This window comes from Hugonella massiliensis (assembly GCA_001486445.1).
In the GTDB taxonomy this organism is placed as follows: Bacteria; Actinomycetota; Coriobacteriia; order Coriobacteriales; family Eggerthellaceae; genus Hugonella; species Hugonella massiliensis.
This window is the reverse complement of the sequence record LN908986.1, coordinates 759,701-773,325: the sequence shown is the minus strand read 5'-3', so window position 1 is coordinate 773,325 and position 13,625 is coordinate 759,701. Positions and strand designations below refer to the sequence as shown.

Sequence of the window (13,625 nt, the reverse complement as noted above, 5' to 3'; positions counted from 1 at the left end):
CTAGTCCCCCTTTCGAACGGAAGCAGCGGCCCTGCGGGCGCGCTCGATGAGGTCGGGAGCCTTGTCTTTGGCCGCACGCGCCGCAGAAGCCACGCGGGGCGCAGCTGCGCGCGTCGCGACCGCAAGGTGCGGGAAAGCCCGCTCGATGCGGGGACCCGCAAGGCGCGCGACGTCGTCGACCAAAGGCGCCGCCGCTTCGCGGGCCCGGTGGGCGCAGTCGATGGCCTCGGCCGCCACGAAGGAAGCGGTACCTTCGAGAACCGGCGACAGGTAGTTGCCGATCTCGCTCACCACCGGGTGGGCTTTCTGCGCCGCCGCATCGACGGCGGGCTTGGCAGCAGCGCACGCGTCACGAGCGGATTCCACGGCCACGTCGGCCACGGCAGAACCCGCTGCCCCAAGGGCACGCACATAGGGCATAACGCCCACCTGGAAATCGTGTGCGGCCCGACCCACCTGCGCGGGGGGCTGGAAGCGTCCGTCGGAAGGGCGCCCGTCGGGCGTACCGCTCAGATAGGCAAGCGCGGCACGGCCGATAGCCTGGGTGCCCGCGGCGCCCACACCGGCTTTCACGAGCCAGCCCGCGCCCGGCACGAGCGGAGCCAGCTCGCGGGCGACGCTGCGGCAGGCGAAGCCGCCCGCGATAACGGCGGCAAGCTCACCCCAGTTAGAAGCGCCCATTTCCACCCCATAGGCCCCGGCGATCTGCAAGACCATCTTGGCCTGGTTCATCGTCATAAGGGGCAGGTCGGCTCCAGGAATAAAGAAGACGGCCCCGATCCCGGCGTTCTGCAGGGACGTCGTGTTGATGCATTCGACCGCATAGGGCCGGCGGACGAAATCGAAGGCGATCGCGAAGGCAAGACCCTTGGCAGCGAATGTGACGGCGATCCACGCGCCCATGGCGTCCACGAGCGTACGCGTGCGATCGATGGTGAGTGGATAAGGCTCGACGTTGAAAGGATCGTCATGAGGCACGCGCGTCCCGTCGACGTAGGGCTTGGGGGCCACCACGTCTTCTTCGATCAGGTCGCATCCCTGGTCGGCGGCAATATCGCAGACCAAACGCGGCATGCTTGTCACCGTGAGGGCAGGAACGCCCGCGGCGCGCAGGCCGGCAGCCAGAGCGCCCGTGCTCGCATCGAGGCCGGCGACGAGCACGCCCAGGTCGGCTCCCGCCGGGGTCTTGGTGGAATCGAGGCTCCACTCTCGGTATTCCACCCAGCCGTTGGGCGCCGTCGTCGCAAAGGCAGCGCGTACGACGCCGGCCACGTCTTCGGGAGCCGACGGGTCGACCATCACGATCACGTGCACGGGCATGTTGCGGGCCGCTTCGACATCGACGATGGTCTTCACGGCCTCCTTCACGTCAAGGGGAGCATTCATGCGCGCATCCTTCCTATCGTCCGCTGTGCGCCCACACCGAACCGATCAATCCGAGCAGGGTGAAGTTCACCACCATAAACGAAGTACCGTAGCTCATAAAGGGCAAGGGAATACCGGTAATGGGCATCAGACCGCAGCACATGCCGATGTTTTCGAGAATCTGGAAGAGCCACATGCCGGTCACGCACATGACGATCAAGGTTCCAAACAGGTCTTTTGCCCCGTAGGCGATACGGTAGCACAGATACACGAGCAAGGCGTAGAGAGCGATCAAGGCGAGCGAGCCCACGAAGCCGAACTCTTCGGCGAGCACGCAGAAGATGAAGTCGGTCGGTGATTCGGGCAGGTAGCCGAGGGCGCTCTGGGTGGCGTTCATGTAGCCTTTGCCCAGAAAGCCGCCCGAGCCGATGGCGATCTTGGCCTGCTTAAGGTTGTAGCCGTCGCCGGTGGGGTCGTAGTTGTTGTCCAAAAAGACGAGCAGGCGCGATTTCTGGTACTCCTTCAAGAGCACGTCGTGCCCCGCGATGTTGTCGAGGATGGGGTCGAGGATGAGGATGCCCGCAACCCCCGCAACCAAGATGGCCAGGGTGGCGAGCAGGAACTTCACGTCGGCGCCGCCCACGATGAGAGCCACGCCCGCAATGAAGAGGTACACCAAACCAGTGCCCAGGTCGGGCTGGGTCATGATGCACACGAAGGGCACGATCATGATGCCCAAGGCCTTCAGGAAGTCGCCCAGGTTGGTGAGCTTGCCGCCGTACTTGCTGATTACGCAGGCGTCGAGCAGGATGACGGTGACCTTGGCAAATTCGCCGGGCTGGAAGTTGATGGGACCTATATTGACCCACGACGTGGCGCCCTTGGCCGTCGCGCCGATACCGGGCGCATGGGGCATGAGGATGAGCACCACGTTCACGATCAAGAAAAAGACCATGTAGTGGGACAACTGGTGATAGTCGTAGCGGAAGAGCAGGAACATGAGGACCGCGCCCACGAGCACGCCGGCCGCCTGACGGGAGAAGTTGTAGGTGTCGTTGTTGAAGGTGGCCGAGTACACGATGAACAGGCCGTAGGCCACCAGGGCGGTCACCACAAGAAGAAAGGGGATGTTGAGGTACTTGAACCGTCGCGGAGCCGTGGCGGCGGCCAAACGGGCATCGGGGTGCTTGACCGATGTCACCTGGCGCATGCGCTGAGGGTAGTTCATCGTGCTCATTAGTCCTCCCGAGCCGTACTGGTCGAAGCGGAACCGGTCGCCACCGTCGTGTAAGAGCTCTCGACGTAGTCCACCGATTTGGCGTCGAGCGAGCCGGCGTCGAGGCTCATGGCCGCCTGGATGACCGTGGCGCACATAGGCATGCTGCACACCGTGGAAGACACGCCCTCTTCGGTGAGGCAGGCGCACACGTACTTGGGGTTGTCGGCAGGCGCGTAGCAGACGAACCAGCTGTAGTCCTTCTTGCCCGCCACCTGGGCGGTACCGGTCTTGCCCGCCACCGTGTAGTTGAGCCCGCTGAAGAAGCGGTCGTCGTAGTTGTTGACGGTCATAACCTCTTTCAAGCCCTCATGCACGAGCTTGGCGTTGGCTTCCGACTGGGTGGGCGTGGCGATGACTTCGGGTTCGTAGGTGCGCACCGTCTCCCCCAGGGAGTTGCGCACTTCCTTCAGCACATGGGGTCGATAGACCGTCCCCGTGGCGATGCCCGCATAGCCAGCAGCGATCTGCAGGGGCGTGACGAGCACGTAGCCCTGGCCGATCGCCATGTTGGTCATATCGCCAGGGAGCCACTGGGCCTGTTCGGGCGCATCCTTGAAGTATTCCGCCTTCCATTCGGGCGTGGGAATGCGGCCTTCGGCCTCGCCGGCAAGATCGACGCCCAGTTTCGAGCCGAGCGCGTACTCCTTGACGTAATCCTGCATGGCCGTCTCGCCGAGCGTGGCGCGCTGGTCGTAGAAGCCCTTGGCGATTTCGTAGAAAACGACGTCGCAGGAGTGGGCGATGCCGCCTACCAGGTTAAGGGTCCCATGGCCCGAATGGTTCCAGCACTTCTGTGCATAGGTGCTACCGAAGCCCGTCCAGGTGCCCGAGCAATAGTAGGTGGAAGAGGCGGTGGCCACGCCGCACTGAAGGGCGGCAAAGGAGGTGAAACCCTTAAAGGTCGAAGCGGCGGGATAGGTGCCCTGCACCACGCGGTCCATCAGGGGGTAGTGGGACGATTCGCTGTTGAAGCTGTTCCAGACGTCGGACGAAATCCCGCCCACGAAATTGCCCGGGGCGTAGCTGGGGAAATTGGAAAGGGCGATGATCTCGCCGTTGGTGGCGTCGAGGCAGACCAAGCCCGCGCCCGACCCGTTGCCCGCGCCCAGCTGGCCGTTGGGGGCAAGCGTCGACCGCATGGCCTGGTCGGCCGCTTCCTGCACGGGCGCCTTGATCGTCAGGTAGATGTCGTTGCCCCTCGTGGGGTTGGTTTCCGACATGATGCGCTGCACCACGCCGTTGGCGTTGGTGAGGAGGGTGCGCGTGCCATGGTCGCCGGCAAGCAGGTTCTCGTAGGTGTATTCCACCCCGCTTTTGCCCACCACGTCGCCCGAAAGGACGTTGCGGCCTTCGCCGGCGTTCTGCAGGTCGCTTGCGGATGCCGTGCTCGCATAGCCGAGCACATGGGCGGCAAGGGCCCCGTAGGGGTAGGAGCGGGCCGTGCGCATTTCGGTGGAAATGCCCGGGAAGGCGTCGGCATGCTCGCTGATGAAGGCGATGTTGCGCAGGGACACGTCGGTGGCCACCACGCGGTTGTTCTGCGCGCCCGTCGACGAGTCCTGGATGTTCTGGCGCACCACCTGATAGGGAATGCCCAAAATCGTGGAAAGGCGGAGGCAGACGTCGCGGTCGTCGGCTACGCTCGAATCGGCGATGACCGTATAGGACGACCGATTGGTGACCAGGGCCACCCCGTTGGCGTCGTAGATGATGCCGCGCGGGGCCGGCGTGTAGACGGTCTTATAGAGATTGGCTTCGGCCTGCTTGAGGTAGTCGGACGACTGCAGGATCTGCATGCTCCACAGCTTGGCGGAAAGGGTTCCGAAGATGGCGGCGGCAAGGACGCCCATGGCGACGAAGCGGGAATTGAGCATCTCCCCCGCCGTGCCGGAGCTCGTGGGGTGCTGGGGCACTTCGGTGGTCCCCGTCGTCCCGAAGCTCGTTTTCTGCTTCAGCGGCTCGACGCCATAGGTATCGACCTGCTTGAGGTCCTTGGTATGGGGAACGGTGTCTTCGGTTTTCTTCTTCGATCGGCGATAGAACGCGTAGACGATCCCAAGAACGACCGCAAGCGCTGCAATGCCGGCGAGAATCGCGAGCAGCATGCCGACCCCTTAGCGAAAACGCAACGACGGCGTGGCCGAACCCATCGTGGGGGCGCGGCCCACAAGGAGATGGGACATGAGCGGGTAGATGAGCAAACCCAGCACGCACTCGATGAGGGTGCACGGAAGCGCCCGGTAGAGGAAGGCGTCGAGCGGGCTCAGGGCGGCGGAAGCGCCCAGGATAAAGAGGGCGTAGAGAAGGTTCACCACCAGGGTGAAGACCATCATGGTAACGAGCGCCGTGCCCACGCGCCCGTTGGCAAAGACCGCATAGAGGCGAGAAGCCGCGAAGGCCGCCACCACGAGAAGGAAGGCAAGGGCACCCACGGGCCCGAAGCCCAACAGATCGCTCAAGAGGCCGCACACGAAGGCAAGCACCAAAGACGAGTTGGTGGGAAGAAGCATGGCGACGACGATGGAATAGATGAGCAGAAGGTTGGGAACCACGCCGAACAGGGCGATGTTGGGGGCAACGACGATCTGCAAGACGAACATGACGATGGCGCCGATAATCGATACCTTTGCTTCAGGTTGCATACCTACCCCCTATCGACTGCTGGTTTTGGACGAATTCGACTTGGTGGAGCTCGATGAGCTGGAAGAGCTCGAAGACGAGCTCGACGAGTCGGCCGCAAGGCCGTCGGAGCCCATGGACGAGACGACGGTCACCTCTTCGAGGGTCGACACCACATCGCTTGGCTCGACGACGATGCTGCGGTTGGTATCGCCCTGCTGGCCGTCGACCTTCACCACGGTGCCGATCATGATGCCGCGGCTGAAGCCACCGCCCAAGCCCGACGTGATCACCACGTCGCCGGCATTGACCTCGGCGTCGCTGTCGACGTCTTCCAAGTACAGGAGGCCGTCGATATTGCCCATGAGCACGCCCTGGGCGCGATTGCTCTGGATCATGGCCGCCACCCCGAACTGCGGGTCTTGCAGAAGGCGCACGGTACAGGTGAAGGAATCGACGGAAATAACCTGTCCGACCAGCCCGCTCGTGCCCACCACCGGGGCGCCGTAGACAACCCCGTCGTTAGAGCCCTTATCGAGCGTGACGGTCTTGCTCCAGGCGTCGGTGGAACGCGCGAGGACGCGACAGGTCGTGCCCTCGATCGAGTAATAATCCTTCAGGTCGAGGATGCCCTGCAAGCGTTGGGCTTCCTGACGGTACTCTTCGAGTTCGGCCACCTCTTCGCGCAACTGGTTATTCTGGTCGCGCAGGGCGTTGAGCGTGTCGGCGTTGGCGGAAGCGTCTTGGGCGGCGTTCTGGGCGGAATCCTCTCCGGCGCTCAAGGCCCCACTCGCAAGCTTAAGCGGCGAAACGGCTGTGGAAAGGGCCCCCTGCATGCCGTGTAGCGGGCCGCCATCGCCTTCGTTGTCGTAGACCGACACCAAGACGAGCGAGACCACTACCAAGACAACCAAGAGCACGTAGGTTCTCAGCGCCGAGGGCTCCTGTTTGAAATTGTACGGCATACGAAGCTATTCGCCCCTATCGGGAACGCATCAGGGTCTGCTTGAGGGCAGACGGCGTTTCGAGCACCTTCAAGCAGCCCATAACGACGTTGGTAAGGGCCGTTTCGCTCACCCAAACGGGAATCTCGAGTGCTTCCGACATGTACTGATCGAGACCGGAAAGCAGGCCACCGCCACCCGTGAGGAGGATACCGTTCTGGATGATATCGCTCGCCAGGTCGGGGTTGGTCTTTTTGAAGGTCTCCTTGATGTGCAGGACCATTTCGTCGCAGGACGGCTGCAGGGCAGCACGAACGTCTTCGGACTGAATGGTGACTTCCTTGGGCTGCTCGGTGAGTACATCCTGGCCGCTGATGATCATGTCGCGTTCGCGCCCGTCGGGGAAAGGCAGAATCGAGCCGATCTTGATCTTGATGACCTCGGCCGTGCGCTCGCCGATCTTGATACCCAAGAGGTCGCGCAAGTACATGGCGATCGCTTCGTCCATGCGGTTGCCCGCCAGACGCAGCGACGACGAAGTCACGATACCACCCAGGGAGATGACGGCGACTTCGGTCGTGCCGCCGCCGATGTCGACCACCATCGAACCGGTGGGTTCAGTCACGGGAAGGTCGGCGCCCATGGCAGCTGCCATGGGTTCTTCGATCAGATAGGCCTGACGAGCGCCGGCCTGGATCGTGGCTTCGAACACAGCACGCTTTTCGACGGACGTGGCGCCGCAGGGAATGCACACCACGATGCGGGGCTTGGGTTGCCAGGGGTACTTGCGTTCGACCGCCTTGTTGATGAATGCGGACAGCATGGCCTCGGTCACGTCGTAGTCGGCGATCACGCCGTCGTGCAGGGGATGTTCGGCCGAAAAGGCGTCGGGCGTATGGTTGATCATGTTTTTGGCTTCGTGGCCAACGGCGAGGACGCGGTGCGTCGACTTTTCGATGGCAACGACAGACGGTTCGTTGATGACGATGCCCTCGCCCGTAATGGCGACAAGGGTATTCGCGGTACCCAAGTCGATAGCCAGGTCGTACGACGCACCGGCAGAGTTGAACCAATCCATAAACGACATAGACGTCTGTCCTTTATCCTCGTAAATTCGCGAAACCAAATACTAGCACAGGGGCTTTCGCGAACCGTGAATTCCACATGCCTACTATATTGGGTCGCACGCGCAGACGCCATACGGCAAACCGCATCCATGAGGAAAATCCGCATTGGTGCCGGCGATTTCCGCCGTCGTCAAACGAGCGGATTCCGCGACCGCGCACACCCCCCCGTGAAAGCGGGCGCCCCACCCTACGCGCCCCTTCCCTTTCGGTCCTCCCCCATACGAAAAACGCCTCCCCGAAGGGAGGCGTGTAGCAAGCAGATGAGATGCTTCTTAGTTGAAGAAGATGCCGATCTCGCGCTCGGCGGATTCGACGCTGTCGGAGCCGTGGATCACGTTTTCGTCCATGATGAGACCGAAGTCGCCGCGGATGGTACCCGGAGCGGCTTCCGCCGGGTTGGTGGCACCCATGAGGGTGCGGACCTTCTTCACGGCGCCTTCGCCGGAGATGACCATCTTCACAACCGGGCCGGACGTAATGTAGGAGATAAGGCCGTCGTAGAAGGGCTTGCCTTCATGTTCGGCGTAGTTGGCCTTAGCCTGGTCAAGCGTCACCATGCCGAGCTCGAGGCGCTCGATCGTGAGGCCGGCGCGCTCGAAGCGAGCGACGATTTCACCGATGTGGCCGTTGCGCACGCCGTCGGGCTTGATCATGCTGTAGGTCTTTTCGATTGCCATGTTGTTTACATTCCTTTCAGGCAGGGGCCGAACAGCCCCACTCTACACGAGGACGAACCCCGCAGTTCCTTAGTTCTGGCTGGGGAAATACAGCTCGACGTTGCTGATCTGCCAGCCGATGCCGTCGCGGACAAGGGTGATCTTGTACTGAACCGAACCGCCCTGGTCCGTGGTGGCCGTCGCATAGACGGTGGATTGGTTCATCGAACGGTCGATACCGTCGATGGATACGGAAGCATCCTCCACCACCGGGTCGAGCATGTTCTGAATGCTCGACTGGTCGAGGCTCGAGGAGAACTCGTTGGAAGCGGCGGCTTCCTTGTCGGCGAAGAGCGACTGCACGACCGATTCCTGGGTGGGATAGCCGTAGCCCTTGTAGTAGGCAAAGCCGCCCGCTGCGGCAAGAGCAAGCAGAATGACGATCAGAGCGATCACGATCTTCAGACCCACGTTGCGACGCTTGCGGTCCTGCTTGGCGACGCCCTTGGACCACTGTTCGATTTCCTCTTCGGACGCGTTGAAGAAACGGTCGTCGGGGTTCTGGTACTGGTCCTGACCCGGGTACTGCTCTTGGTAGTAGTAGGGGTTCTGGTCATAGGCGGCGTTGGCGTCGTAGGCAGGCGTGCCGTCGGCCGGCACGTCGAGCCCCGACAGGTCGTCCATCGCGCCCGTGATGCCCGCGGTCTCGCCCGGCTTCACCGGTTCCATGACCTGGGTACCCTGGGCAACCGCGCCGACGGCGCGCTGATAGTCGACCGAAGCGGCGTCGTTGAGGAAGTAGGTCTTGTCGGCAAGGGCGCGCTCGAAGGCGTCGACGGCCTTCTGCATCTGACCGCAGCTCGTGTAGGCCTGCCCCAAGTTGGCGTAGAGCTTGTTCTTGGTGGCGTTGTTCATGCTGAACTGCAGGGCGCTTTCGTAAGAGGCCACCGCATCGTTGGGGCGGTTGAGGGCCATGAAGCAGATGCCCAGGTTCAAAAGGGCCTGCGCCGGGTTGGGGTTGGCTTCGTCGAGGGCGGCAGAACGGAAGGCACTGCCGGCTTCGGCCGATTTGCCCAGCTTGAGGTAGGCCTTACCCATGCCCGAATAGGCTTTGTAGGGAGTGGCGTACTTCTTGTCGGACACGGCGATTTCGAAGTGCTTCACCGCGTCTTCGTAGTCATGCAGGGCCGCATAGCTGTTGCCCAGGTTGCAGTTGACCGCACCGATACCGTCGTAGGCGTTGTCGGTCGTGGCCTGGGTGTACGCATGGATAGCCTCGTCGTAATCGTGCAACTTCATCAGGCAGTTGCCGATCTGATGGTAGAGAAGGCCAAGCTCTCCGGCGGCGAGCTCTTCCCCGTTGTTAGCCCCTTGCAGGCATTGCGTGAATCCTTCCAACGCCGACACGTAGTCATTGGCGTTGTAGGCTTGGCGCGCCTGCTGGAATAACACGTTGTTCATATAAGCGATCGTCCTCTCGTGCAGCGCTGGGAGCCGTGCCGATGCACAGCTCTCCTACGCGTTGGCACCTTCGATCGTGATCGATTCGATCACGTCGCCCACGCGCAGCTGCTTGATAACGTCTTTGCCTTCGATGGTCTGACCGAACACGGTGTAGTTGGGATCGAGGAAATGCTGGGCGCCCAGGCACAGGTAGAACTGGGACCCGGCGCTGTTGGGGTTCTGGCTACGAGCCATGGCGAGCGCGCCGTCTTCATGGCTGTTGTGCGGGTTGACGGTGTACTCTTCCTTGATGGTGTAGCCGGGGCCGCCCGTGCCCAACCCGCTGAAGGGGTTGTCGGCGGCGGCGATGACCTGGTCGGTATCGAGGTCACGGGTGTTGGGGTCGCCGCCCTGGATCACGAAATTCGGCACGTAACGATGGAACTTCAGGTTGTCGTAGAAGCCCTTCTGGGCGAGTTCCACGAAATTGCCCACGTGAATGGGAGCATCGTTTCCGGCCAGCTGCACCCGCACGGTGCCCTTCGAGGTGACGATAACGGCGACTTCGTTGCCGTTGGGCTGGTAATTGGGGGTGTACTGGGCCATGCACTGCTCCTTCGTATTCGAGAAATGGTGCCCTCGACAGGATTCGAACCTGCGACTTTCTGCTCCGGAGGCAGACGCTCTATCCCCTGAGCTACGAGGGCACAACCAAGGAATGATTATACGCTAAACTGTCCAAGACGCGAAAACGCGCGAATAAATCTCAAACTCACCGTAAAGGACCGCTGGTTTTATGGAAGCTACCCTGCGCATCGAAGCGCTCACCTACGGCACGGCGGCCATAGCCCACGCCGACGACGGCAAGGCCGTTTTCGTCGAAGGCGCCGCCCCCGGCGACCTCGTGCGCGTGGAAATCGACGAAGACAAGAAGCGCTTCGCCCACGGACGATCGATTGAAGTGCTCGAAGCCGGTGAAGCCCGCGTGGCACCCGCCTGCCCCGCCGCCGGCACCTGCGGGGGCTGCCCCTGGGCCCACGTGTCCTACGAAGCCCAGCTCGAAGCCAAGCGTGCCAACACAGTCGCCCAACTGGTGCGCGTCGCCCGCTTCGACCGCGCCGCCGCCGAAGCGGTGGTCGCTCCCTGCGTACCCTGCAAGAAGCCCTGGGGCTATCGCAACAAGCTCGAAATGAGTGTGGGAGCCGATGCCGCCGGCCATCTGGTGTTGGGCATGCACGCCGACCGTTCGCACGAACTAGCGAACGTCGCGAACTGCCCGCTCGCCCACAAGCCCATCCAGAAGGCGCCCAAGGCCCTGCAGGGGGCCCTGCGCTTCCTGCAGGGGTCCAACGACCTGGGCCTCTTCCGCGTGGGCGTGCGCCACAGCGACCGCACCAAATCGACCGAAATCGCCCTTTGGACGGCGCCCGGCCCCTTCCCGCGCGCCACAGCGGCGAAAATGCTCAAAAGCGCCCTGCACGCCACGAGCATCGTGCGCGTGATCGCCGAGCCGGGCAAGGCGCGCAAGATCAAGGGCGTCGAAGTGCTCGCCGGTGCCGGCTACTGGTCCGAACGTCTGGGCGACTTCACCTACAAGGTGAGCGCCCCCAGCTTCTTCCAAGTCAACACGGCCCAGGCCCAGACGCTCATCGACCTCGTCCGCGACGGCCTGCACGTGCCCTCCCACGGGCGCGTGGCCGACCTCTATTGCGGCGTGGGCACCTTTACCCTGCCCTTGGCCGACATCTGCGATGATGTGGTCGGCGTGGAAAGCGCCTCGTCGAGCGTGCGCGACCTGCGCCGCAACGCCGACGAGAACGGGGTGTGGATCGAAGTGACGGGCGGCGACAGCGCGCGCGAGCTTCCCCTGCTCGGCACCCTCGACGCCCTGGTGGTCGACCCCCCGCGGGCGGGACTGGCCGACGGGGTTCCCGAAAGCATCGCGGCCGCCAAACCGGGGCGCGTGGCCTATGTGAGCTGCGATCCGGCTACCTGGGCGCGCGACGTGGCACGCATGGAAACGGTGGGCTACGCGCTGGAGCGGGCCACCCCCGTCGACCTCTTCCCGCAGACCTACCACAACGAGGTCGTGAGCATCTTCGCCCGACTCTAGCATCCGTCGTTCGCAGATTCCCTACAGGTGTGCCCTTCGCGCAGCGCCGCCGTGCGCGAAGGCGTAAGATGGGCCCACCAATCGAAAGACAAAGGAGAACCATGGCAGAAACCGTGAACTACGACAGCCGCGCCGTCGCGCTCGCCGCAGCCAAGGCGGCCGACAGCAAAAAGGCTACCGACATCCTGGTGCAGGACCTGCGCGGGCTTTCGTCCGTTACCGACTACTTCGTCATCGTCACCGCGGCCAACAACCGCCAGGTCGACGCCATCATCGACGAGATTCGCAAGGACATCCGCGAAGCCAGCGGCTTAAGCCCGCTTTCTACCGAGGGCATGGGTCAGGGCACGTGGGCCCTGCTCGATTACGGCGGCGTAGTCGTGCACGTCTTCCAGCCCGAAGCGCGTTCCTACTACCGCCTCGAAGAGCTGTGGAACGACGCCCCGGTGGTCGACTTGAAAGAGGCCGGCATCACCGACGCGGAGTATTCCGACCGCATCGCCGATCTAATGAATAAGGCCGCCGAAGCAACCGAAAACGCGCCCGAAGAGAGTGAAGAGGCTTAACATCCCTTCCCTTCCGCACACGAAGAAGCCCACGCCGCAAGTTAGCGACGTGGGCTTCTTTTCGTTCGTGCACAGCGAGCCGGCAAGGAGGTCGACCGGCCGCTCGCATGGATGCCGAATACTAGGCGTGCGGCGTGTAGTTTTGGGCTTTGGCCGTGAGTTCGGCCATGACGGCCGGGTCGATGGAACGGCGGGCGAAGGGATAGGCCACCGTGTTTTCGCGCTGCACGTGGGCGCGGATGAGGTGGACGTATTCCATGGCCCAGGACACGAGCTCGACGCGGTTTTCGACCGAGGGGTCAGCCTCGTAGGCCGCGGCAGCGTCTTCCATGCGCTTCACGCAGGCGCGCCCGCGATCGTGGTCGACGAGCATGCCATGGCGGATGAGGTTTTCCGCCACCTGGCCCAGGTTGTCGAGCATGTAGGAATAAAGGACGTCCTCTTCCTTGCGATGATGGGCGGCGTCGGCATACGAGCGGATGAAGCGCACCTTGTAATCGAAGTCGGCACGGCTGAAGGTGCCCGAGGTCACAAGTTCGCGGCACATGCGCTCAAGGTCGTCGGCTTCCACCAGGATGCGCTCATGCTCGGCGAGCATGGCATCGACGATGTCCATGCCCCTGGTATCGGGCAGGTCGGCGAATTCCGAAAGGTCGATAGCGGCCATGATCTTACGCCGCCTTCGCCATGCGGTAGGAACCGGACCCGTTGGACTCGAGCTTGACATCGACGGCAGCGAGATAGCCTTCGGTCCAGGCGGTACGCAGGCGCTCGTAGCCGGCGGCCGTGTGCGGGGCCAGGTTGATGGTCCAGGCGACCTGGCCGGGCTCGTTGCCCACTACCGTCACGAAGCCGTCACAGGGCATGCCGTCGAGCCAATGGCCGTCGACGAGCTGCCAGATCTGCTTGATGTCGGCGTCGGAGGTAGCGCCGTCGGATTCGGCCGCCTGGGCGCCGAGGGTGCGCACGTAGGCGCAAAGGTCGTCGAGATGGCTGGCCAGGGGCGCGCAGGCAGCGGCCAGAGCCGCTTCCGACCCGTGCACGAGGGCGTCAAGACTGGCATGAATCTGGGACAGGTCGATGTGGTCGGTGATTTCGCCTTCAAGACGGGGATTCGACGCATCGAGTGCGGCGGCATGGCCTTCGGTCCAACCCTGGGCGTCGGCATAGGCCGCGATGTCGCGAGCCAGCCCGTCGACCGAGCAGGCCTTTTCGAACATACGGTAGTGGATGGGGCCCAGGAACGCGCTCATTATTCGGCCCCGTTCAGCATGGCGAGGACGGCTTCGCTGTTCATGCCGTGCACCATGCAGGCATCGTTGAGCGATTCGCTCTGCGAAGCGGGGCAGCCCACGCAGCCCATGCCGGCGCTTTCGAGAATCGCGATGTTGCGAGAATCCATGCGGATGATTTCGCCGACGAGCATATCGCCGTTGTAGGTCTGTGCGCTCATGTGAGTCCTTTCGCTCGACGCTTCACGTGCGTCCTTCGATTTCGTATGAGGCTATCCTAC

At 63.0% G+C, this 13,625-nt stretch carries 14 protein-coding genes and 1 tRNA gene; 2 read left to right on the top strand and 13 right to left on the bottom strand.

All coding sequences use genetic code 11. From position 1 onward, the window contains the following. The 10 genes from BN3270_RS05885 to BN3270_RS05840 form a co-directional block, all read right to left on the bottom strand. Complete coding sequence (locus BN3270_RS05885) at positions 1-1,386, bottom strand: hypothetical protein (protein ID WP_058986215.1); 1,386 nt, start codon at positions 1,384-1,386, stop codon at positions 1-3. A gap of 13 nt (positions 1,387-1,399) precedes the next feature. After that, positions 1,400-2,602 carry a rod shape-determining protein RodA gene (gene rodA / locus BN3270_RS05880; RefSeq protein ID WP_408606197.1) on the bottom strand — a complete coding sequence of 401 codons (1,203 nt, stop codon included), beginning with the start codon at positions 2,600-2,602 and terminating at the stop codon, positions 1,400-1,402. After that, positions 2,602-4,749, bottom strand: a complete 2,148-nt coding sequence (mrdA, locus tag BN3270_RS05875) for a penicillin-binding protein 2 (protein WP_058986214.1) — start codon at positions 4,747-4,749, stop codon at positions 2,602-2,604. Before mrdA ends, rodA begins: the two co-directional genes overlap by 1 nt. A gap of 9 nt (positions 4,750-4,758) precedes the next feature. Continuing rightward, on the bottom strand, positions 4,759-5,286 hold the full coding sequence (gene mreD, locus BN3270_RS05870) for a rod shape-determining protein MreD (protein WP_058986213.1): 528 nt from the start codon (positions 5,284-5,286) through the stop codon (positions 4,759-4,761). 9 nt (positions 5,287-5,295) lie between these two features. Continuing rightward, a complete protein-coding gene (mreC, locus tag BN3270_RS05865; protein WP_058986212.1) occupies positions 5,296-6,228 on the bottom strand; it encodes a rod shape-determining protein MreC in 933 nt (310 codons plus the stop codon). 16 nt (positions 6,229-6,244) lie between these two features. Beyond that, on the bottom strand, positions 6,245-7,294 hold the full coding sequence (mreB, locus tag BN3270_RS05860; protein ID WP_058986211.1) for a rod shape-determining protein: 1,050 nt from the start codon (positions 7,292-7,294) through the stop codon (positions 6,245-6,247). A 312-nt stretch (positions 7,295-7,606) separates the two neighbouring features. Beyond that, positions 7,607-8,011: a nucleoside-diphosphate kinase gene (ndk, locus tag BN3270_RS05855; protein WP_058986210.1), complete on the bottom strand. Its 405-nt coding sequence runs from the start codon at positions 8,009-8,011 to the stop codon at positions 7,607-7,609. A gap of 69 nt (positions 8,012-8,080) precedes the next feature. Further along, positions 8,081-9,451: a tetratricopeptide repeat protein gene (locus tag BN3270_RS05850; RefSeq protein WP_058986209.1), complete on the bottom strand. Its 1,371-nt coding sequence runs from the start codon at positions 9,449-9,451 to the stop codon at positions 8,081-8,083. A gap of 54 nt (positions 9,452-9,505) precedes the next feature. Continuing rightward, the gene (locus BN3270_RS05845) at positions 9,506-10,039 is read right to left on the bottom strand and encodes a peptidylprolyl isomerase (protein WP_058986208.1); all 534 of its coding nucleotides are present in this window, start codon (positions 10,037-10,039) and stop codon (positions 9,506-9,508) included. 25 nt (positions 10,040-10,064) lie between these two features. Then, a tRNA-Arg gene (locus BN3270_RS05840) sits at positions 10,065-10,140 on the bottom strand. A gap of 89 nt (positions 10,141-10,229) precedes the next feature. On the opposite strand from BN3270_RS05840, the gene rlmD reads away from it, so the two are divergent. Beyond that, positions 10,230-11,546, top strand: a complete 1,317-nt coding sequence (gene rlmD, locus BN3270_RS05835; protein WP_058986207.1) for a 23S rRNA (uracil(1939)-C(5))-methyltransferase RlmD — start codon at positions 10,230-10,232, stop codon at positions 11,544-11,546. A gap of 101 nt (positions 11,547-11,647) precedes the next feature. Continuing rightward, positions 11,648-12,112 (top strand): ribosome silencing factor, encoded by a 465-nt coding sequence (gene rsfS / locus BN3270_RS05830; protein WP_058986206.1) that lies wholly within the window; start codon positions 11,648-11,650, stop codon positions 12,110-12,112. 121 nt (positions 12,113-12,233) lie between these two features. On the opposite strand, the gene BN3270_RS05825 is transcribed toward rsfS, so the two are convergent. Genes BN3270_RS05825 through BN3270_RS05815 form a run of 3 tightly spaced genes read right to left on the bottom strand, consistent with a single transcriptional unit; the run spans position 12,234 to position 13,565 of the window. Continuing rightward, positions 12,234-12,779 (bottom strand): hemerythrin domain-containing protein, encoded by a 546-nt coding sequence (locus tag BN3270_RS05825; RefSeq protein ID WP_058986205.1) that lies wholly within the window; start codon positions 12,777-12,779, stop codon positions 12,234-12,236. 4 nt (positions 12,780-12,783) lie between these two features. Beyond that, the gene (locus tag BN3270_RS05820) at positions 12,784-13,365 is read right to left on the bottom strand and encodes a hypothetical protein (protein ID WP_058986204.1); all 582 of its coding nucleotides are present in this window, start codon (positions 13,363-13,365) and stop codon (positions 12,784-12,786) included. Continuing rightward, on the bottom strand, positions 13,365-13,565 hold the full coding sequence (locus BN3270_RS05815) for a DUF1858 domain-containing protein (protein ID WP_058986203.1): 201 nt from the start codon (positions 13,563-13,565) through the stop codon (positions 13,365-13,367). The genes BN3270_RS05820 and BN3270_RS05815 overlap by 1 nt, the downstream gene beginning before the upstream one ends. Between the last annotated feature and the right edge of the window lie 60 nt (positions 13,566-13,625).